Source organism: Pseudomonas sp. RIT-PI-S (assembly GCF_025642975.1).
In the GTDB taxonomy this organism is placed as follows: domain Bacteria; phylum Pseudomonadota; class Gammaproteobacteria; order Pseudomonadales; family Pseudomonadaceae; genus Aquipseudomonas.
In genome coordinates this window covers 403,781-423,473 of the sequence record NZ_JANZKJ010000001.1, presented here as the reverse complement: position 1 = coordinate 423,473, position 19,693 = coordinate 403,781, and the positions used below count along the sequence as shown (strand labels likewise).

The following is a 19,693-nucleotide window of genomic DNA, read 5'->3' as shown; positions in this document are numbered from 1 at the left end:
TCAGTTCACCCACACCCGTGCGTTGCGGAACATGCGCATCCAGCCGCCGTCCTCGCTCCACTCGTCGGAGTACCAGGAGTTCTGCACAGCGCGGAACACCCGCTCCGGGTGCGGCATCATGATGGTCACGCGACCGTCCCGGGTGGTCAGGCCAGTGATACCGCGCGGCGAACCATTAGGGTTGGCCGGGTAGGTTTCGGTGACCTTGCCGTGGTTGTCGACGAAGCGTAGCGCCACGCAACCGGACACGTCCGCTTCGATCAACGCCCGCTCGCTGGCGAACTCCGCGTGACCTTCGCCGTGGGCGATGGCGATCGGCATGCGCGAACCGGCCATGCCCTGCAGGAAGATAGAGTTGGACTCTTGCACCTGGACCATCGCCACCCGTGCCTCGAATTGCTCGGAGCGGTTGCGGACGAAGTGCGGCCAGCTTTCGCTGCCAGGGATCAGCTCGTGCAGGTTGGACATCATCTGGCACCCGTTGCACACGCCCAGGGCAAAGCTGTCGTTGCGCTCGAAGAACGCCTGGAACGCCTCGCGCGCGCGGCTGTTGAACAGCGCGGACTTGGCCCAGCCCTCGCCCGCGCCGAGCACGTCGCCGTAGGAGAAGCCACCGCAAGCCACCAGGCCCTTGAACTCGTTCAGGTCCACCCGGCCGGCGAGGATGTCGCTCATGTGCACGTCCAGCGCGCTGAAGCCCGCGCGGTCGAACGCAGCGGCCATTTCCACCTGGCCGTTCACGCCTTGCTCGCGCAGCACCGCTACTTTCGGCCGAACACCGGTCTTAATGTAAGGCGCGCTGACGTTTTCGTTGACATCGAACGACAGCTTGGCATGCAGGCCAGGGTTGTCTTCCTCGAGCAGGGTGTCGAATTCCTGATCGGCGCAGCTGGCGTTGTCGCGCAACCGCTGGATGCGGTAGCTGGTTTCGGCCCACTGGCGCTGCAGCAGGCGACGCTCGCCCTCGAAGAGGGTTTCTTCAGCCAGGCGAATGGTCACGTGACCGTTGTTGACCGGCTTGCCGATGACCATCACGCAGTCTTCCAGGCCCGCGGCGCTGAACTGGGTGAGGATTTCCGGGGTGGCGTCGTGACGTACCTGGATCACCGCGCCCAACTCCTCGTTGAACAGCACCGCCGCCGCTTCTTCGCGGGCCTGGGCAAGGGTGTCCAGGCGCAGCTCCAGGCCACAATGGCCGGCGAATGCCATTTCCAGCGCAGTGACCAGCAGGCCGCCGTCGGAACGGTCGTGGTACGCCAGCAGGTGGCCATCGGCGTTCAGGCCCTGGATCACCGCGAAGAAGGCCTTGAGGTCTTCTGCGTCGTCCACGTCTGGCGCGCTCTGGCCCAGCTTGCCGTGCACCTGGGCGAGAATCGAGGCGCCCATGCGGTTCTTGCCGCGGCCCAGGTCGATCAGGATCAGGTCCGTCTCGCCTTTGTCCAGGCGCAGCTGCGGGGTCAGGGTTTTACGGATATCGGTAACCGGGGCGAAGCCGCTGACGATCAGCGACAGCGGTGAGGTCACGGATTTTTCCGCGCCCTCGTCGCGCCAGCGGGTTTGCATGGACATCGAGTCCTTGCCGACCGGAATGGTGATGCCCAGTGCCGGGCACAGCTCCATGCCCACCGCCTTGACCGTGTCGTATAGGCGCGCATCCTCGCCCGGATGGCCGGCGGCGGCCATCCAGTTGGCGGAGAGCTTGATGTCCGAAAGCTGGGCGATGGCCGAGGCCGCCAGGTTGGTCAGGGTTTCGCCGATCGCCATGCGGCCGGAAGCCGGGGCGTCCAGCAAGGCCAGCGGCGTACGCTCACCCAGGGCCATGGCCTCACCGGTGTGCACGTCGAAGCTGGTGGCGGTCACGGCACAGTCGGCTACCGGTACCTGCCACGGGCCGACCATCTGGTCGCGGGCGACCAGGCCGGTGATGGTGCGGTCACCAATGGTAATCAGGAAGCTCTTGCTGGCCACGGCCGGATGGCGCAGTACCCGGGTGACCGCGTCGGCCAGCTCAAGGGTGGCGGGGTCGAAATCATCGCCCTGCTCTGCCTCACGGGTAACCGCGCGGTGCATGCGCGGCGCCTTGCCGAGCAACACTTCAAGCGGCATGTCCACGGGGCTGTTGCCAAAGTGGCTGTCGGTGACCGTCAGTTGCAACGCTTCGGTGGCCTCGCCCACGACCGCGAACGGGCAACGCTCGCGTTCGCAGATCGCTTCGAAGCGCGGGAAGTCCTCCGCGGCCACGGCCATCACGTAGCGCTCCTGGGATTCGTTGCTCCAGATTTCGTGCGGCGCCATGCCCGGCTCGTCGTTGGGCACATTGCGCAGCTCGAAGCGGCCACCGCGGCCGCCGTCGTTGACCAGCTCCGGGAAGGCGTTGGACAAGCCGCCGGCGCCCACGTCGTGGATGAAGCAGATAGGGTTGGCCTCGCCCAGCTGCCAGCAGCGGTCGATCACTTCCTGGCAACGGCGCTCCATTTCCGGGTTCTCCCGTTGCACGGAGGCGAAGTCCAGGTCCGCCGAGCTGGCGCCGGTGGCCATGGACGACGCGGCACCGCCGCCGAGCCCGATCAGCATCGCCGGGCCGCCGAGCACGATCAGCTTGGCGCCCACCGGGATCTCACCCTTCTGCACGTGCTCGGCGCGGATGTTGCCCAGGCCGCCAGCGAGCATGATGGGCTTGTGATAGCCACGCACCTCTTCACCACGCGGGCTGTTCACCGCCTGCTCGAAGGTACGGAAGTAACCGGTGAGGGCCGGGCGGCCGAACTCATTGTTGAAGGCGGCGCCACCGAGTGGGCCCTCGATCATGATGTCGAGCGGGGTGACGATTCGCTCGGGCTTGCCGTAAGGTTTTTCCCAGGGCTGTTCGAAACCGGGAATGTTGAGGTTCGATACGGTAAAGCCGGTCAGGCCCGCCTTGGGCTTGGCGCCGCGGCCAGTCGCGCCCTCGTCGCGGATCTCCCCGCCGGAGCCGGTGGAAGCGCCCGGGAACGGCGCGATGGCGGTCGGGTGGTTGTGCGTCTCGACCTTCATCAGAATGTGCACGGGTTCGCGTACCGCGCCGTATTCGCGGCTGTCCGGGTTGGGGAAGAAGCGCCCGGCCTCGGGGCCGACGATCACCGCGGCGTTGTCCTTGTAGGCGGACAGCACACCTTCGCCATGCATCTGGTAGGTGTTCTTGATCATGCCGAACAGGCTTTTTTCCTGCCCCTCGCCGTCGATGTCCCAGCTGGCGTTGAAGATCTTATGGCGGCAGTGCTCGGAGTTCGCCTGGGCGAACATCATCAGCTCGATGTCATTGGGGTTGCGCCCCAAGCCTTGGAAACTGCGAACCAGATAGTCGATTTCGTCCTCGGCCAGGGCCAGGCCCAGGCTCAGGTTGGCGGCTTCGAGGGCCGCGCGGCCGCCGCCGAGCACGTCTACCGAGGCCATGGGCCTTGGCTCGGCATGGCTGAACAGCGCCGCGGCATCCTCGAGGCGCTCCAGCACCCGCTGGGTCATGCGGTCGTGCAGGGCCGCGACGACTTCGCCGACCTGCTCGTCGCTCAACTCACCCTGCACGTAGTAGGCGATCCCGCGCTCCAGCCGCTCCACATCCGCAAGGCCACAGTTATGGGCGATGTCGCTGGCCTTGCTCGACCAGGGCGAGATGGTGCCAGCACGCGGTACTACCAGGAACAGGCGCCCAACCGGCTCCTGCACCGGCACGCTCGGCCCGTACTTGAGCAAGCGAGCCAGCACTTGCAGCTGTTCGTCGTTGAGGTCCGCCTTGAGTTCGGCAAAGTGGGCGAACTCGGCGTACAGGCCGGTGACAGCGGGGACCTTCTGGCTCAGTTGCTCCAGTAATTTACCGTGGCGAAAGGCAGAAAGGGCAGGAGCGCCGCGCAGGATCAACATCGTGGGGACAGCCTCGGGAGGGGTGTAGATTGGGTCGTGCATTCTAGCCTAAACCATCGCCGGAGGCACCCGTAGCGGCGCTGGCAAAGGGTAGACGGTCGGCCGCCCTGTCCCTCCCCAGCCCTAGCAGAACCCTGACGCACTGTCGAGATATGGTCGCGAAGGCGCTTTGCGTATACTGCACCCATGTTCGCCTCGATTGTTCCCCACCTGCGCCATGCGGCGTGGCTCCTTGCAACCGGTTTCCTGTTGATGCTCAGCGGCTGTGTGGAAAAACCCAGCACACTGGAGCGTATCAAGGAGGACGGCGTGCTGCGCGTAATCACCCGCAATAGCCCGGCCACCTACTTCCAGGACCGCAACGGCGAAACGGGCTTCGAATACGAGCTGGTCAAGCGTTTCGCCGACGACCTGGGCGTGAAGCTGGAAATCCAGACCGCCGACAACCTGGACGACCTCTTCAACCGCCTCGGCCAGCCCAATGGCCCGGTCCTGGCCGCCGCGGGCCTGATCAGCAGCGCCGCCCGCCAGCAAACGGCGCGCTTTTCCCACCCCTACCTTGAAGTCACTCCGCAGATCATCTACCGCAACGGGCAGGCCCGGCCGACCGAGGCCAAGGACCTGATCGGCAAGAAGATCACGGTGCTCAAGGGCAGCACGCACGCCGAGCAGCTGGCCGAGCTCAAGCAACAGAACCCCGGCTTGGAATACGAAGAGTCGGACGCCGTCGAGGTGGTCGACCTGCTGCGGATGGTCGACGAAGGGCAGATCGACTACACCCTGGTCGACTCCAACGAAGTGGCGATGAACCAGGTGTACTTCCCTAACGTCCGGGTGGCCTTCGACCTGGGCGACGCCCGCGACCAGCGTTGGGCCGTGGCCTCCGGGGACGACAACAGCCTGCTCCACGAAATCGACGCCTTTCTCGACAAGGTCCGTCGCAACGGCACCCTGCAGCGCCTGAAGGACCGCTATTACGGCCACGTCGACGTGCTCGGCTATGTGGGTGCCTACACCTTCGCCCAGCACTTGCAGGAGCGCCTGCCGCGCTTCGAAAAACACTTCCAGGCCGCGGCCCGCCAGGAACGGGTGGACTGGCGCCTGCTGGCGGCGATCGGTTATCAGGAATCGATGTGGCAGGCGGCGGTGACGTCCAAGACCGGCGTGCGTGGCCTGATGATGCTGACCCAAAGCACCGCCCAGGCAATGGGGGTGGCGAACCGCCTGGACGCCCGCCAGAGCATCTATGGCGGAACCAAGTACTTCGCGCTGATCAAGGATCAGCTCGACGAGAGCATCCAGGAACCCGACCGCACCTGGTTCGCGTTGGCCGCCTACAACATCGGCACCGCTCACCTGGACGATGCCCGCAAGCTGGCCGTGGATGAAGGGCTGGACCCGAACAAGTGGCTGGACGTTAAAAAAATGCTGCCGCGGCTCTCGCAAAAGAAGTGGTACAGCAAAACCCGTTATGGTTACGCCCGCGGCGGCGAGCCCGTGCACTTCGTGGCCAACATCCGCCGCTATTACGACATCCTTACCTGGGTAACCCAGCCGCAGACCGAAGGCGGCCAGGTGGCGGACAACAACCTGCATGTGCCTGGCGTGGACAAGACCCACCCCACCCCGGCGCAGAGTTCGCCGCCACTTTAAACCAGGCGCATACCGCCGGCCCGTGGCCTCAGCGAAAGCATTATGTACGACCGCCCCTGCCCAGGGGCCGCCACCCTCGACCTCCCTTGTTCGAGGATACTCCCATGGCACAACCTGACCTCCCCGCCACACCTGACGTACAGGCCCATCTGCGAAACCTGGCCGGCGTTATCGCCCGAGCCTGCCCCGACCTGCGCGATCAGGTACGGCGGATGGCGCTGTTATTCCTTCAGGAAAACGGCATCACCCACCTCGACCCTGAACGGGTTCACTGGCACCGTTTCGCCGAAGCGACCAGCAGCCCTCGCGCCTTCAGTGGCTGGGCTCATTACCAGGCGCCCGTGGAGTCGATGACGCTGGTGCAGCTGGTCATGCACCGCTTCAACGTCAACGACCAGGACGCCGCCGACGAGCTCGACATAATGAGCGGCTTCTACACCGCCAGCCGAGAGGCTGGCCATTTCGACGAAAGTAATGAGGTACGGCTGCTGCCGCGCCAACTGCTGGCCTGGCTATGGAAGATCGACTTCAAGCCGGGTTTTCTGCGCCAGGTCGATCGGTTCTGGCAGCAACACCAGCAGGATTTCCGCCTGTTGGCCAAGGCTCATTTCATGGCGCAGGTGCTAGAGGAGCGCCAGGCCAAGGCGCTGAACAACGATGACGTGGCTTTTCTATTCAAAGCGCTGATAGGCGGCGCTACTGCCCCGCTCACGCTCTCCACCCTGGCGCAGCAATGCACGGCGCCGCCCGAGGCGCGGGTGTACCTGTTACAGCTTGGCAGCTACCGCTCCACCGACATCCTCTGCGTGGAAGATTCCGCCGGGCAGCATTTCGTATGGATGCCTGGCGAAGCGCTTAGCGTGCAGAAATTCAGCTCTATCCAGGCGCTGCACTGGTGGCTGTTGGCGCAGAACAATGACGCCGAGCCGCGAGCGCGCTTCATGTTGCACTTCGCTCTGGACACTTACACGGCTATCGGCCGCCCGAGTGGGCTTAACCACACCATCGACCTGCTTTATTCAAGCTGGGGAAGTGAGAACGGCGCGGCATTGTTCCACCACCCTGAGCAACGCCTGGCCACGGATGCGTTCACGCACCTGGCCCAACGGGCACGGGAACGAATGCCCGCCGATGCCCGGCTGGTGTTGCACAGCAACCATGAGCAGCGCGAGAACATCTGGCTGGGCTATCTCGGTGCTTTCAGCCGAGTCTTCGGCCCGATGGCTGCAATCGACTGGCCGGTGGCATTGGCAGTCGTTGGCGCAGGGCTGGCCGAAACCGGCCTGAACATAGACCAAGCCGTCAATGGCCCTACCTCGGCCGAACGCAAGGCAGGGGTGGTCGGGGCCATCGCGGCGAGTGTCGACACCCTGTTCAACAGCCTGTACCTGTGGGGCGCATGGGCCAGTAGCGCGGCAGCCGAAGCCGCTATTGAAGTAGAGACCTTGCCGTCTGAAAACGTGGCGCCAGCAGGCGGAGGGCCCACCGCCGCAGTCGATCCCGCCGCCTTGCCGGGCGTCGAAGAGCTGCCCGTTGGCCCCGTGTACGTGGCTGCCAACAACGAGCTGGCACCGTTTGAGAGCAATACGCTGCTTGACGCCTTCACGCCGGGCCCCGGAGGCATCTATACGCTGCCCGATGGGCAGACCTACGTCAGCATTGATGGCGCCGCGTATGTGGTCCGCTATGCGCAGGAGCTGCGAACGTGGGTGATCGTCGATCCGCAAAACCCTTTCTCGTTCTACCGCACAGTGCCGCTGCGGCGTACCGAAGTGGGCCAGTGGGAGGTGCTCCCCCGTCCCGGCCTGAAGGGCGGGGGCAAGCTTGACTGGTTACTGCCGTGGGCGCGCCGGCCCAGGTTGGCCGACGTGGCGCCACACGTTCCCACCGCCTACGATCTGCCGAGCCAATTTCACGAAGAGTTGGCTGGAATCATGCTCAACCCCTCCAGCAGGGTACTGGAAGGCTACGTTGATCTTTCAAAACCCAGCTCCGGCATAGCCTCCGCCTTTCGCGAAGCACAAACCAAGCTCATAGCCGATGCCCAGACCTTCTTCGCCCAGGAACATGCGCTGGCGCGCCCGCCCGTCCCTGTTCCGGCCGCCAACGCTCCCGTCAAGCAAACGCTGCGCACGATCCTCGCCCAGGGCAAGGGGCTGGTGATAGGCGAAGCGCACTATCAGATCGGCGCCAAGCAGCTGCTGATCGAACAGATGCCGCGGCTTGCCAAGGAAGGGGTAGACACGCTCTACATGGAGCACCTGCTGACCGACGCGCACCAGGCTGACCTCGATACCCTGGCCACCAGCGGCAAGTGGCCAGACCGCCTGCGCCGCTACCTGAAGGTGCTCGACAGCGGCCATGAGACTGACCCCACCGGTCGCTATACCTTTACCAATGTGGTCAAAGCGGCCGCCGACAACCGCATACGGGTCAAGGCACTGGACTGCGCGGCCAGCTATAAGGGGCGTACCCATAGCCTTAACCCAAGCGATACCACCCGCCAGCAACTGATGAACTACTACGCCCATCAGGTGATCAACGCCGACCCGCCAAAAGGTAAATGGGTGGCGTTGATGGGCAATTCGCACACCGACAATTACCTGGGTGTATCCGGCATGGCCGATCTGGAAGCAGTGGCCAGCCTGCGTGTAGAAGACGTGCCGCCCGGGGTCCCCGCCGGCATTGGCGAGGACCCCGGCCTGATCATTGCCAAGCCCGAAGGGCCGCCCCTATTGATCAAGAGCGACCTGCGCCTGCGGGCCACTGTCGCCGACAGCTCGGCAAGCAGAACGTCGACATTGTCGCCGGCGCATAAGGTCGCGCAACCTGGCCAGTATTTGATCGCCCGCCAAGGCAGCCACCTGGAAATCATCCATCGCAGCCGAACGGGGGAGTTGGTGTACACGCCCATCTTCGAAGAGGCTGGCCGGTATTTCATCAACCGCGCGCAATGGCCACAGATTAGCGGCCGCCGCTACGCCGGGCTCGATGAGCTATTGACGGCACTGCACATGATGGGGCTTGTGGCTGTGCGCTGACCCGCTGGCGAAAAAGAACGGGCCTAGCGGGCGCCGCCGCTGCGCCTGTTCTTGAAAAACGTGCTCAAGGCTGCCGCGCAGGCTTCGGCCAGTACGCCCCCTTCCAACAGGGGCCGATGATTGAGGAACAATTGGTCAAAGAAACGCCCCTGGCTCTGGGCAACGCCCGCCTTGGGCTCGGTGGCACCAAACACCACCCGGGCGATGCGCGAGTGAACGATCAAGCCGGCGCACATGCTGCAAGGCTCCAGCGTGACGTACAAGGTGGTACCAGGCAGCCGGTAATTGCCCAGGGCCTGGGCCGCGTCACGAATGGCAACCACTTCGGCATGGGCACTGGGGTCGCTGGTGCTGATCGGGCAGTTGAAACCTTTGCCGATTACCTCCCCAGCCTGGACTACCAACGCCCCTACCGGCACCTCGCCCAACGCCGCGCCCTGTTCTGCCAAGGCCAGGGCCATTTGCATGAAGTGCTGGTCCAGGCTGCGGTCGACGATCATTGGCCGGCGCATCAAGCCACCTCGATGGCGGCCATCAGGCCGGTTTCCATGTGGTCGATCACATGGCAGTGGAACATCCAGGTGCCCGGGTTATCGGCCACCAGTGCGACCTGCGCCCGCTCGTTGCGGCCGAGCAAAAACGTGTCGGTGAAGTAAGGAATGATCTTGCGGCGATTGGAGGCGATCACCTTGAAGCTCATGCCGTGCAGGTGCACCGGGTGCTGGTATTGGGTCATGTTCTTGAGTTCGAAAATATAGCTCTTACCTTGCTTGAGGCGTGCGATGGGCCGATCCGCGCAGGTTTTATCGTTGATGTCCCAGGCTACGCCGTTGATCTGCCAGAGGCTGGGCGCCGCTGTTTCACCCGCCGCCGGCGTGGTGCCGACCCACTCGAAATTGAAGTTGAGCTTCTCGGCGTTGGCCAGGTCCGGTTCGGCGACAGGGTTGGCGGGCAAGGCCGCGGGCCAGCCCACCGTAGCTCCCTCGGCGGGCACGGCGCGCAAGGTGCCCAGGCGTACCGGGCCGTCACGCAAGGCTATTTCCTCGCCAGCGGCAGGCACGCGCAGGGCCAGGCAGATGCGCATGCCCGGCCCCAGCCAGTAATCCTCGCCCAGTGGCCGAGGTTCGACCGGGTTGCCGTCCAGCGCATAGATACGTGCTTCACCAAGGCCCTTGAGGTTCAGCCGGTAGGTGGCGGTGTTATCGAGGTTGAGCAGGCGCAGCCGCACGATCTGCCCGGCGGGCAAGTCCAGGATAGGGTTAGCCTCGCCGTTGATGGTGGACAGGCGCCCCAGAGTGCCATTACGCGCCGCCTCACGCGGCACGCTGAACGGCAAAAAGCCACCCTGTTCATCCACGTGCCAGTTTTTCAGGCTGAGGGTGCGCTCGTGGGCAAAACCGGTGGGCTCGCGCTCCTCCACGATCAACGGCCCCACCAGCCCACGGCCCAGCTGTTCGCTGCTGTTCACATGTGGGTGGTACCAGTAACTGCCGGCATCCGGCACGCGGAAGCGGTAATCGAAGTGCTCGCCAGGCAACACCGGCAACTGGGAAACATAGGGCACGCCGTCCATTTCAAGCGGTAGGCGGATGCCATGCCAATGAATGGTGGTTGGCACTGCCAGTTTGTTGATGAAGCGCACGCGCAGCCATTCACCCTGGCGGGCGCGTAGCTCCATGCCAGGCGCCGCCCCGCCGAATGCCCAGGCTGGGGTCTGATGGCCGGGCACAAGTTCAAGGTCCAGCGGCGCGGCGATCAGTTCGTAATCGTGGCCACTTGGTGCCTCCTTACGGCCCAGCCAATACCGGGCGCCGCCACCGACGCCCAGCCCTACGACAGCCAGGCCCGAAAGGCCCGCGAGGATTTGGCGGCGAGTGAACGACATTGAACATGGACCTTCTATAACGGGGCGGGCTAGCCCGCAGAGGGGCGACACGATACACCGCCCGCCCCGGAAATTTAAGCCAATGTGCCGCGGCCTCACCGCTCGCTGGCGCTTCGACTAACCTTCGTTGCTGGATCCGTCGGCTGCGCCGGCGATAACGCTGCCCCATGCCCGAGGAGGAACGCAATGCCGATTGACACGATGAAGGCCGTACGACTGCACGCATTCGGTGGCCCTGAAGTGCTGCGTTACGAAGACGCCCCAAGGCCTGAGCCCAAGCCTGGAGAAGTGCTGGTTCGTGCCCATGCGGTGGGCATCAACCCGCCCGATTGGTACCTGCGCGACGGTTACCGCAAGTTGCCGCCCGAATGGCGCCCGCAAGTGACGTTCCCGCTGATCGTGGGATCGGATGTGTCTGGCGTGATCGAGGCCGTGGCCGGGGATGTGCAGGGCTTGCGCGTCGGCGACGAGGTGTTCGCAATGGTTCGCTTCCCCAGCTACGGCGACAGCGCCGCGTATGCCGAGTACGTCACGGTACCGGTGGCGGACCTCGCGCTTAAGCCGCCAGGCGTCGATCACGTACAGGCCGCCGGCGCGCCGATGAGCCTGCTCACCGCGTGGCAGTTCTTGGTTGAGGTAGGCCACGATGAACCCAACCCGCTGCAGCCGCAGCCACATCACCCGGTGCCGCTCCAGGGCAAGACCGTGCTGGTCAACGGCGCCGCAGGCGGCGTAGGGCACTTCGCCGTACAGGTGGCGAAACTCAAGGGCGCCCACGTTATCGCGGTCGCCTCGGGAGAGCATGAAGCGTTCCTGCGAGGCATCGGCGCAGACGAATTCATCGACTACACAAAAGGCAAGCCTGAGGACACCGTGCGCGGTGTCGACCTCGTCCTCGATACCTTGGGCGGCCCCACCACTGGGCGCTTTCTGAGCACCCTCAAGCCCGGTGGCGCCCTTTATCCAGTATTCCCCCTGGGCTTTACCGGCGCAGAAGACGCTGCCAAGCAGGGCTTTACGGTGTCGATGACCCAGGTGCGATCGAACGGCGCTCAGTTAGCGGAACTAGGCCGCTTGCTGGATGACGGAACGATTCGCGTAGCCGTTGACAGCACTTTCGCGCTGGCGGACGCGCGCAAGGCACACGAACGCGCGGCCGAAGGCCACATCGAAGGCAAGATCGTGCTGACGGTGGAGTAAGGGCGCACCTGCCCTCCCCCGAAGCTGAAAGAACGGAAACGAACGATGAATGTGAAACGTACTCTGGTATCGAGCGCTCTCGCGGGCCTAGGGCTGTGTGGAGTCGCGACTTACGCCAGCAGCGCCGAGCAGGCCCATAGCGTTAGCGCCGGGGCAATCCTTTCCTGTGCCGCCGAAGTTGGCGCAAGCGCCGCCGAGCGCCGCGCCGAGGTATGCCGCAACGTATCGCCCGCCACCCACCCTCCGTGCAATTCAGCCAACAGCTGCGCCAGCATCGACAATGAGATAGCGCGCAGTTGTGCCTTGTTCGATGGCCAGGGCGCTCCCATGGAAGGTTGCGCGCCCTCCCCTAAGAGCGCTGAAGCCGCGGCGGCGGTAGTGAAACGCTATTATTCGGCCCTCAATGCGCGGGATTACGACACGGCGTGGGCGCAGTGGGGAGACGACGGCCCGCCTCATCAAACCGCAGCGCAATTCAAGGCGGGCTTCGCGCGAACCCGCTCCACACAGGTGACGGTCGGGGCGCTGAAACCGGGGGAAGCGGCGGCGGGGTCGGTTTACCAGACGGTCCCGGTAACGGTGCAGGCCAGGCTCGACGACGGCACCCCGCAGCGCTGGCGTGGCACCTATACCCTTCGCCGGGTTAACGGTGTAGAGGGTGCCACTGCCGGCCAACTGCGCTGGCATATCGATTCCGCCAAACTCAAGCCAGTACCCGCGAACTGAGACGCGAGGCTGATCGCCGCGTTGCAGCCCTGAACTGCCACGTGACACGCCCGGTATCAGGCTGAGGCGATTTCGGCCGCAAAGTCGCGGTACGAGCGCAGTGGCCGCCCAAGGAGCGCGCTCAGGCGCTCGACGTCGCCAGCATCCGGGGTCATGCCCTCGGTGAGGAAACGCTCGCACATTAGCCTCATGTCGAAGGCCATCCAGCTCGGCATGAACTGCCGAAGGTTGTGTTCGAACGCCGCGGTGTCATCGCCTGGGTAGGCGACCGGGCGGCCCAGCACTTGCATCCAGATCGCGGCCACCTTCGCGCCGGTGAGCACGTCAGGGCCGACCACGTTGATCCGCTCCAGCGGCAACGGGGCGGCGGACTGTTCACGGCGGATCAGCTCCAGGGCGGCGACCTCGCCAACGTCGCGCGCATCGACCATCGCCAGGCCCTTGCTGCCGATGGGCATCGGATACACCCCGTGGCCGGTCACTACGTCCTTGAGGGAGATGTCGTTGTTGATAAAGTAGGCGGGGCGCAGGATGGTCGCGTTGAGCCCCATTTGCTCGATCATGCGTTCCACGCCGAACTTGCCGGCAAAGTGCGGCACGTTCACATAAAGGTCGCTGTGGATCACCGACAGGTAGACGATCCGCTCGATGCCAGCCTCACGGGCGACGTTAAGCGCGATCAGCGCCTGGGTGTACTCATCGGCCACCACTGCGTTCAGCAGGAACAGCGTGGTGACGCCTGAGAAGGCGCTGCGGAGCGAATCGACATTGAGCAGGTCCCCTTGAACGACGTCGACGCCCGCCGGCAAGTCCGCCTTCGAGGGATCGCGAACGAGCGCACGAACGTCAGCGCCGCGCTTCACCAGATGGTCGACAACGTGGCCGCCAATGTTGCCAGTAGCGCCGGTAACTAGAATGGTCATGGGCATGATTCCTTCGTTTGGATGGGTGAGAAGAACAATAGGTAGTTCCGCTTCCAAAACGAAGACCCTAAACTTCAGACCCCTCGTACCAAAAGTGAGACACCATGGATCTCAATGCCCTTGAGGACTTCCAGCTAGTGGCCGCGCATGGGGGCTTCGGCAGAGCCAGCCGCGCCAGCGGCCGGTCCAAGGCCACCCTCTCCCGCCGGGTCGCCGACCTCGAGGAAGCCTTGGGCATCCGGCTGATCGAGCGAAGCGCCCAGGGCCTGAAGTTGACCGAGGCCGGGCAACAGTTGCTTAGCCGAACACAGGGGCCAATGCATGAAGTCGCTGAAGCAGTGGCGGCCGCGCGGGATGGCGTGGCAAAACCGCGAGGCCGCTTACGGATCGCCGCGCCGATCCTATTTTCCCAGTTGGCACTGGGGCGCCTTGCCGCTCGGTTCTTTGCGAGCTATCCGGACGTGCAGATCGAAGTTGTGGCGGAGGACCGTTTCGTCAACCTCGTTGACGAGCATTTCGATGTCGCCATCCGTATCAACCCACACAAAGACAGCGAATTAGTGGGCAGGTGCTTTGCCAAGGACAGGCTGATCCTCACCGCCGCACCTTGCATCGAGATGCCGAAGGGGGATGGCAGGCCTGTTCGGGTGCCGGCAGTCGTCATGCCGTCCTATCGCGACGGCGACCTGTGGTCCGTCGATGGCGGACAGCTCGTTGTTGAACCGCAGCCTGTTCTACGCCTGTCTTCGCTGCTGATGGTCCGCGATGCTATCGCCGCCGGCGCGGGGGCGGCGATGTTGCCGCATTCCATCGTGGGGAGCTTGCTAGAGAAGGGCGAACTGGCGGCGTGGGGCGTGGCCGGCGAAGCCGAGCTTTGGGTGCTGCACACCTCCCGCCGCTTGCAGAGCCCTAAGGTTCGGGCCTTCGTCGAGTTCATGTGCGACCAGTACCCGGGTGGGGCGTTTGGTGATCCGCTTCGATGATTGAGAAACGATGACGGGTAGGGGCGTCAGAGAGGGAGTGACGGTATCGTTGGGCGATACCGTCACTTAGGTTCATCGCGCCAAGCGGTGGATGATCATTCCACTTTATTATCAATAGCCCCTTGCATCCCCCCAAAAATCAGGAAACACAAGACAAACAGATACTTAAATCCATGAAAAATACCATGAGACCTCAAAATCATCCTGGCGTGCTTGTGCCGCCAGAAGGCATGACCGTCGAGGCAACGCCGATAGAAAGCTGACGCATCAGTACCGCAAGCTCATCAGCGGCACCGTCAGCGCAGATTTCGACAAGCAATTCAAGGGCATAAAATGGATCAGCCTTGAAAAGCTCTGCCATTGCCTCATCGTGACTGCGATCTTTCATCCTCTACCTCTGCGCTTGGGCGTAAGTAAACCGCGTGACCTTCACGATCCTACAGGACATTCCTGACAATTTTTCAGCGCGTTTAATGCTTCGCTGAGGTCATTCAACGCAGCCCCGTAGAATTACCTATCCTTGACTATCCCAATGGATACCGCTGCGTCCAGCCAGCTACAAGAGCTGTAGCCAAGCGCTGACATTGCCCACAGCCCCTCAACAGCCGGCTTAGCCGTGAGCACGATGCAATCGAAATCCATATCGTCCAGCCTCTCACAATGCCCCGTCAGAGAATTTGGATTCTCGAAGCGACAGATGTCCGCTGAACCAACCAAAAAGTGGCATTATGACATGAGATTTTGCCTAATATGGCACGCGCGTAAGGAAACGCCATGACCTCGCTGTCGTCCTTTCCGTACGCATATTTTTCACGGATGCAGTGCAGGAGTTCTCTAATGGCTTTCGATGCGTCGCCGTCTTGGAGTGGCTTCAATTACCAAGGTAAAGTCGCTCTCTACTACGCCCTAAAGCTGATAAACGCAGAGCCCGTGGGTGCAGATCTGTCGAGTTACAGTTTGATACTAGAGTCTACTGAAGACTTCGAGATCAAGCGCGGCGGAGACCCAATCTCGTTTCATCAAGTAAAGGCATATAACTCTAGTACTTACAGTGAGTATTCCGACGCCCTACTCGGAATAGCTTTAGAATTATATAAACAACCGGGCACCTCCGGAAAAATCCACACTTGGAAGCCGATAAATGCCAAGCCATCCTTCCAAGACTTAAGAGCGTCCATACAGGACGATCTAAGAACCATAACAATTCAATACCAAACTAAAAACCCCAAAGACGGAAGCACCACACTCGAAAAAGCCGCTTCTGATGAAAGTAAGATTTCTAAGCCAGCAGCCATACTGAGAGCCGCTTTCAAAGGAAATACTGCAGATCAATTACATGAAATTCTAGCATCTATCTTGAGCGGCCAAAATGATGCTCTCGCAAGACTTGACTCTTACCAGTATGATGACGGCAATAAATTCTGCAGCCTAGATGATATTAACACCAAAATAAAGTGTGAGATATCTAACTCACTAGCCAGCAGAAATGGCATCATTACGCCTGAGCATCTAGATAAAACCTTTCACTGTTTTCTTGGAATGATAGATCGACATATCATTCATCGACACAAGACCAAACAATCAAACACAAAAACCCCTATAACCTTTGAAGAAATAGTTCAAGCTCTTGAAATTGACCATGAAGATGTTGGTGAAGAATATTTAGCCTGTAAATTCAAAGAAGGCTTTGCCCATTTAATCGATGAGTACATGGGCGACCCAGAGGACTACAACAACTCAAACCAAGATAAATACTGCAACCTAAAAGAAGCAAGAAAACTTTTTCTAGGCCTGAGCGCGATCGATCTCTGGAGACACTATCGTAGCTTCTCCCCTCAAATTTATCTCCAGCATGATAACAATACGGATAATGCTTTCTCCGCAAACCATGAAGGCATCCGTCATGTACTAATAAAAATTTTACACACAATCAACTTTGAGCGCGCCACTCACAACGCACCAAAGTATAAATTCACCTATCGCACAACCACGCTACCGCATCAGCATTATCTGCCAACAACCATTACAGGAATTGCACGACCGACGCAGATTGAGAGAAAAATCATAACTAATCCAAGTATGAGCGAGATACTTTATGAAGTTCCAAACCTAATTTACGATGGATTAGAACCCTACCTATTCTCCCCCACATTGGCAGTGCATACAGAAGCTCCGAAAGCAGAGGACTCAGATCCTCGCTCTAAAAGAGACGAAGTATTAAAACTTATAACTCTTGTCCCCATCGCTAATGCAAAGGATGCACTAAAATAATGATCACACTCATCAACAAAATCCTTTCCAGCAATGGCTACGAGCGTCTAGACATAGAACCGTCGTCTTCCAATGAAATTTTTTATGCCTTCTGTTTACCCGAAGGAAACAAGAGAGAAGAATACTTTGTAACCATTCAACTTCAGAAGCAATCTGATACCGCAGCGCAAGAGTTACTACATGAAAAAGCGCAGATATTGTTTGAAGAAATCAGCAACTCTGGAAAAGTAGACCGCCCTTTCGAAAAAAACTGCACCTTACTTATTTGCCACGAAGAAGAAAAAATCAGTAGACAAACAATACTTGCGCTTGAAGAAGACCATTACAATTTCAAGAAAAACGTCATCACCTACACATTAAAAGAGCTAGAGAGCTTAGAATCCTACATCATCGAAACTGGAATAGAAAAAATAACCAACAACATCATAAGTGAGATAATAAACTCAAATTCCGGAAGGAAATTCCTAACATTCAAAAACGATCATACCAACAAAAAAGACTATTACTCACTTATATTAAAAACCGCACTCAAGCTTCCATTCATTACCTACACGCCTCAAGAACAGCAACTCACCAATCTGAATGACGAGATAGACAAATCTCTATCCTTATACCAATCCTCAATCTACAGCCAGTTGATGGCATACGATTCGGACTGGACCGATGAAAACATTCATCAACGAGTCGAAGAAGTGTGGGAGAAATTGGTATGATTAACCTCAACAAAATAACCCTCAAGAACTTCAAGATATTTGGCGATGAGCCATACACCATTAACTTTGAAGATAATAATCTCGTACTGCTCGACGGACCAAATGGATATGGAAAGACCTCTGTCTTCGACGCAATCGAATTAGGTCTTACAGGAAATATTACTCGACTTATTTCTCTAGAGAGCCGCCAAAATCCTGCAGATATAGTTGTTGCTCACAAAGGCGCAACAACCGTTGAGATCATCTTAGAGTTCAAAGATAAAGACTCTAAAATTAGAGTATTCCAGCGAAAGCTAAAAGACCGAATCCCTAACACATCGAAGAGAATATCTAGATTCGCAGAGCTTTGGGAAATAAATGAAATAATAGATGGAAAAGCTATCCCCGCGCAAAAAAATGCTCTAGAGCAATATTTTGGCAGCAAGGATTTTTCACGAGACTTTCTGCTATTTCATTATGTACAGCAGGAAGAAACCTCTAGATTCCTTAAAACGAACAACGAAACACAACGAGCTGAAGAACTTGCCCAGCTTTTCGGCAATACACGTGATGCCGATGAAAAGCTTAGTAAGCTGACGGAAATTTCTCGCAAGATAGCCACCTCGAAAAGAAGTGTTACGTCGCAGATCGAAAGCATTAAGCAATTGTATAAGATTGATAACAACACCAACATCACAACTGGCACCACTGAGCCGCATGCCTATGTCTTTCCGTGGTTAGCCGAGGACAACAAGGAGGTCTTCTGGGATGCAGTCACGATTTCTGAGTTGAATCAGGAAAAACTCAACAGCTCCCTGGAAGAAATTAACAATGTCAAAAACCTTCTTACGCATCAGCTCTTTTTTATCAGAAACCGTCGATTTGAGAATGCTGCGCTCCAAAGAGAAGTTCTCAAGCTTTATGTTGGCTACTACAACTCAATTAACCATCATGACCTATATGTCTCAACAAATAGCCTGTATCAGTCAATACAGCAATTCCACTCAATACTGAAAAGTGGTGACCTTAAGCAAATCCGCAACACCACCAATCTCGATTCTATCTTCCAAGCGTTGGCCTATGATAGTAGTGAATCATATAAATCTGCCGTCCAAACACTCATTGAGGAAGAAGAAAAAACGAGTGGTTTAAGCTCCATTTACTCCGAACTACTCAAACATCATGATGCCATGTCTGCTGGGCTTCAAAGCGTGCCAAACGAAGCTGCCTGCTTGCTTTGTGGTCATGACTACCAGACTCATGACTTACTAACTCGGGCAATTTCTCAGCATGGCCACCTGATTCGGTCACAACTTTCCGGGCAAGACAGGCAGTTAGTATTAGTCAGGGATAAATTCAACACAGATTTCTTGTCTCCTTTGATTCAGGCTTGCCGCACCTACCTAGAAAAAACTACTGCTCCTACACAAGAAGACTTACTCTCACTTTCTAAGGCGCTGGCAGCAAAAGATCGATTTGAAAAGCTCAGCAAATGGCTGCTATCTGAAAAGATTGAGTACAACGATTTGCTTGCAACAACGTTTCCAGTAACCGGTAGAGAAGATTATATTACAGAGGCAACAGACAAATTATGTGAGCGGATACGCTCGGCAATCGGCGTAGCACCAGAAGGCTATTACGAGGCGAATGGTAGCAATATATTTGAAAGAATCTACAGAGACTACTTCAACAGCGAACAGGAAAAAATCTCCCTGGTAACCGTTGCTCTTTTAGAAAAGAAAGAACAATACATCAAAACGCTCTATTTCAGCTCACTAAAAGACATCTCTGAAAAGCTCAAAAAACTAACGAAACAACATGATAACTTAGAGCGTGCGACTGACGACTTAGGCGAACTTATCACAAAAGTTCGAACTCAAATCCGACAGTATAGAAAAAAGCTCATCACCGACATCGAAATCCCTTTCTATATTTATTCCGGTAAAATTCTCCAAACGCACCAAGCTGGGCTTGGACATGGTATTTTCATCAAAGACCCTACAGGCGAGGATGAACTGAGGAACGTGCGCTTAGTTTCAAACTGGGAGAGCGATCACGACATTCTTAACACTATGAGCTCCGGCCAAATATCTGCCGTCGTCATCGCTCTAACCCTCGCATTACATAGAGTCTACTCCACAAAATTCTCAAGTATCTTAATTGACGACCCAGTCCAGACTATGGATGACATAAATATGGCATCTCTGGTCGAAGTATTGCGCAATGACTTCAGCGAGAAGCAAATTGTCCTTTCCACGCACGAAGAAAAAGTTGCCAGATATTTTACTTATAAATATTTAAAGCATGGAGAAAATGTCAAAATCATAAACTTAATGCAAAGGAAAGAATACGTACCAAGCAATAGATTTTTATATAGCCCAGCAAAAAACAACTGACCCCCTGTTGACAGACTAGACTAAAC

At 58.4% G+C, this 19,693-nt stretch carries 13 protein-coding genes; 8 read left to right on the top strand and 5 right to left on the bottom strand.

Going from position 1 to position 19,693, the window contains the following annotated elements:
• Complete coding sequence (purL, locus tag OGL93_RS01915) at positions 1-3,897, bottom strand: phosphoribosylformylglycinamidine synthase (RefSeq protein ID WP_263261094.1); 3,897 nt, start codon at positions 3,895-3,897, stop codon at positions 1-3.
• 186 nt (positions 3,898-4,083) lie between these two features.
• On the opposite strand from purL, the gene mltF reads away from it, so the two are divergent.
• Both mltF and OGL93_RS01905 read left to right on the top strand, forming a co-directional pair.
• Positions 4,084-5,550: a membrane-bound lytic murein transglycosylase MltF gene (gene mltF / locus OGL93_RS01910; protein WP_263260677.1), complete on the top strand. Its 1,467-nt coding sequence runs from the start codon at positions 4,084-4,086 to the stop codon at positions 5,548-5,550.
• A gap of 104 nt (positions 5,551-5,654) precedes the next feature.
• Complete coding sequence (locus tag OGL93_RS01905) at positions 5,655-8,591, top strand: membrane-targeted effector domain-containing toxin (protein WP_263260676.1); 2,937 nt, start codon at positions 5,655-5,657, stop codon at positions 8,589-8,591.
• Positions 8,592-8,614: 23 nt separating this feature from the next.
• Here OGL93_RS01905 and tadA read toward each other — a convergent pair whose 3' ends face one another.
• Positions 8,615-9,103, bottom strand: coding sequence for a tRNA adenosine(34) deaminase TadA (gene tadA / locus OGL93_RS01900; protein WP_263260675.1), 489 nt, complete (start codon positions 9,101-9,103; stop codon positions 8,615-8,617).
• Positions 9,103-10,476, bottom strand: coding sequence for a multicopper oxidase family protein (locus OGL93_RS01895; RefSeq protein WP_263260674.1), 1,374 nt, complete (start codon positions 10,474-10,476; stop codon positions 9,103-9,105). The genes tadA and OGL93_RS01895 overlap by 1 nt, the downstream gene beginning before the upstream one ends.
• A 186-nt stretch (positions 10,477-10,662) precedes the next feature.
• Here OGL93_RS01895 and OGL93_RS01890 point away from each other — a divergent pair, with 186 nt between their 5' ends.
• Both OGL93_RS01890 and OGL93_RS01885 read left to right on the top strand, forming a co-directional pair.
• Positions 10,663-11,676 (top strand): NADP-dependent oxidoreductase, encoded by a 1,014-nt coding sequence (locus OGL93_RS01890; protein WP_263260673.1) that lies wholly within the window; start codon positions 10,663-10,665, stop codon positions 11,674-11,676.
• A 45-nt stretch (positions 11,677-11,721) separates the two neighbouring features.
• Positions 11,722-12,402: a hypothetical protein gene (locus OGL93_RS01885; protein ID WP_263260672.1), complete on the top strand. Its 681-nt coding sequence runs from the start codon at positions 11,722-11,724 to the stop codon at positions 12,400-12,402.
• A gap of 56 nt (positions 12,403-12,458) precedes the next feature.
• On the opposite strand, the gene OGL93_RS01880 is transcribed toward OGL93_RS01885, so the two are convergent.
• Positions 12,459-13,325 carry an NmrA/HSCARG family protein gene (locus tag OGL93_RS01880; protein WP_263260671.1) on the bottom strand — a complete coding sequence of 289 codons (867 nt, stop codon included), beginning with the start codon at positions 13,323-13,325 and terminating at the stop codon, positions 12,459-12,461.
• A gap of 104 nt (positions 13,326-13,429) precedes the next feature.
• Here OGL93_RS01880 and OGL93_RS01875 point away from each other — a divergent pair, with 104 nt between their 5' ends.
• A complete protein-coding gene (locus OGL93_RS01875; RefSeq protein WP_263260670.1) occupies positions 13,430-14,308 on the top strand; it encodes a LysR substrate-binding domain-containing protein in 879 nt (292 codons plus the stop codon).
• A gap of 199 nt (positions 14,309-14,507) precedes the next feature.
• Here the strand turns inward: OGL93_RS01875 and OGL93_RS01870 are convergent, their stop codons facing one another.
• Entirely contained in the window at positions 14,508-14,696 is a 189-nt protein-coding gene (locus OGL93_RS01870; protein ID WP_263260669.1) for a hypothetical protein, read from the bottom strand.
• 449 nt (positions 14,697-15,145) lie between these two features.
• On the opposite strand from OGL93_RS01870, the gene OGL93_RS01865 reads away from it, so the two are divergent.
• The 3 genes from OGL93_RS01865 to OGL93_RS01855 are packed head-to-tail and all read left to right on the top strand — an operon-like array spanning position 15,146 to position 19,667.
• Positions 15,146-16,579: an ABC-three component system protein gene (locus tag OGL93_RS01865; RefSeq protein ID WP_263260668.1), complete on the top strand. Its 1,434-nt coding sequence runs from the start codon at positions 15,146-15,148 to the stop codon at positions 16,577-16,579.
• The gene (locus tag OGL93_RS01860; RefSeq protein WP_263260667.1) at positions 16,579-17,292 is read left to right on the top strand and encodes an ABC-three component system middle component 1; all 714 of its coding nucleotides are present in this window, start codon (positions 16,579-16,581) and stop codon (positions 17,290-17,292) included. Before OGL93_RS01865 ends, OGL93_RS01860 begins: the two co-directional genes overlap by 1 nt.
• A complete protein-coding gene (locus OGL93_RS01855; RefSeq protein WP_263260666.1) occupies positions 17,289-19,667 on the top strand; it encodes an AAA family ATPase in 2,379 nt (792 codons plus the stop codon). Before OGL93_RS01860 ends, OGL93_RS01855 begins: the two co-directional genes overlap by 4 nt.
• Positions 19,668-19,693: the final 26 nt, after the last annotated feature.

Bases quoted from the DNA above. Each gene is read 5' to 3' on its own strand.
- purL (WP_263261094.1), bottom strand. From the start codon at position 3,897: ATGTTGATCCTGCGCGGCGCTCCTGCCCTTTCTGCCTTTCGCCACGGT.
- mltF (WP_263260677.1), top strand. From the start codon at position 4,084: ATGTTCGCCTCGATTGTTCCCCACCTGCGCCATGCGGCGTGGCTCCTT.
- OGL93_RS01905 (WP_263260676.1), top strand. From the start codon at position 5,655: ATGGCACAACCTGACCTCCCCGCCACACCTGACGTACAGGCCCATCTG.
- tadA (WP_263260675.1), bottom strand. From the start codon at position 9,103: ATGCGCCGGCCAATGATCGTCGACCGCAGCCTGGACCAGCACTTCATG.
- OGL93_RS01895 (WP_263260674.1), bottom strand. From the start codon at position 10,476: ATGTCGTTCACTCGCCGCCAAATCCTCGCGGGCCTTTCGGGCCTGGCT.
- OGL93_RS01890 (WP_263260673.1), top strand. From the start codon at position 10,663: ATGCCGATTGACACGATGAAGGCCGTACGACTGCACGCATTCGGTGGC.
- OGL93_RS01885 (WP_263260672.1), top strand. From the start codon at position 11,722: ATGAATGTGAAACGTACTCTGGTATCGAGCGCTCTCGCGGGCCTAGGG.
- OGL93_RS01880 (WP_263260671.1), bottom strand. From the start codon at position 13,325: ATGACCATTCTAGTTACCGGCGCTACTGGCAACATTGGCGGCCACGTT.
- OGL93_RS01875 (WP_263260670.1), top strand. From the start codon at position 13,430: ATGGATCTCAATGCCCTTGAGGACTTCCAGCTAGTGGCCGCGCATGGG.
- OGL93_RS01870 (WP_263260669.1), bottom strand. From the start codon at position 14,696: ATGAAAGATCGCAGTCACGATGAGGCAATGGCAGAGCTTTTCAAGGCT.
- OGL93_RS01865 (WP_263260668.1), top strand. From the start codon at position 15,146: ATGGCTTTCGATGCGTCGCCGTCTTGGAGTGGCTTCAATTACCAAGGT.
- OGL93_RS01860 (WP_263260667.1), top strand. From the start codon at position 16,579: ATGATCACACTCATCAACAAAATCCTTTCCAGCAATGGCTACGAGCGT.
- OGL93_RS01855 (WP_263260666.1), top strand. From the start codon at position 17,289: ATGATTAACCTCAACAAAATAACCCTCAAGAACTTCAAGATATTTGGC.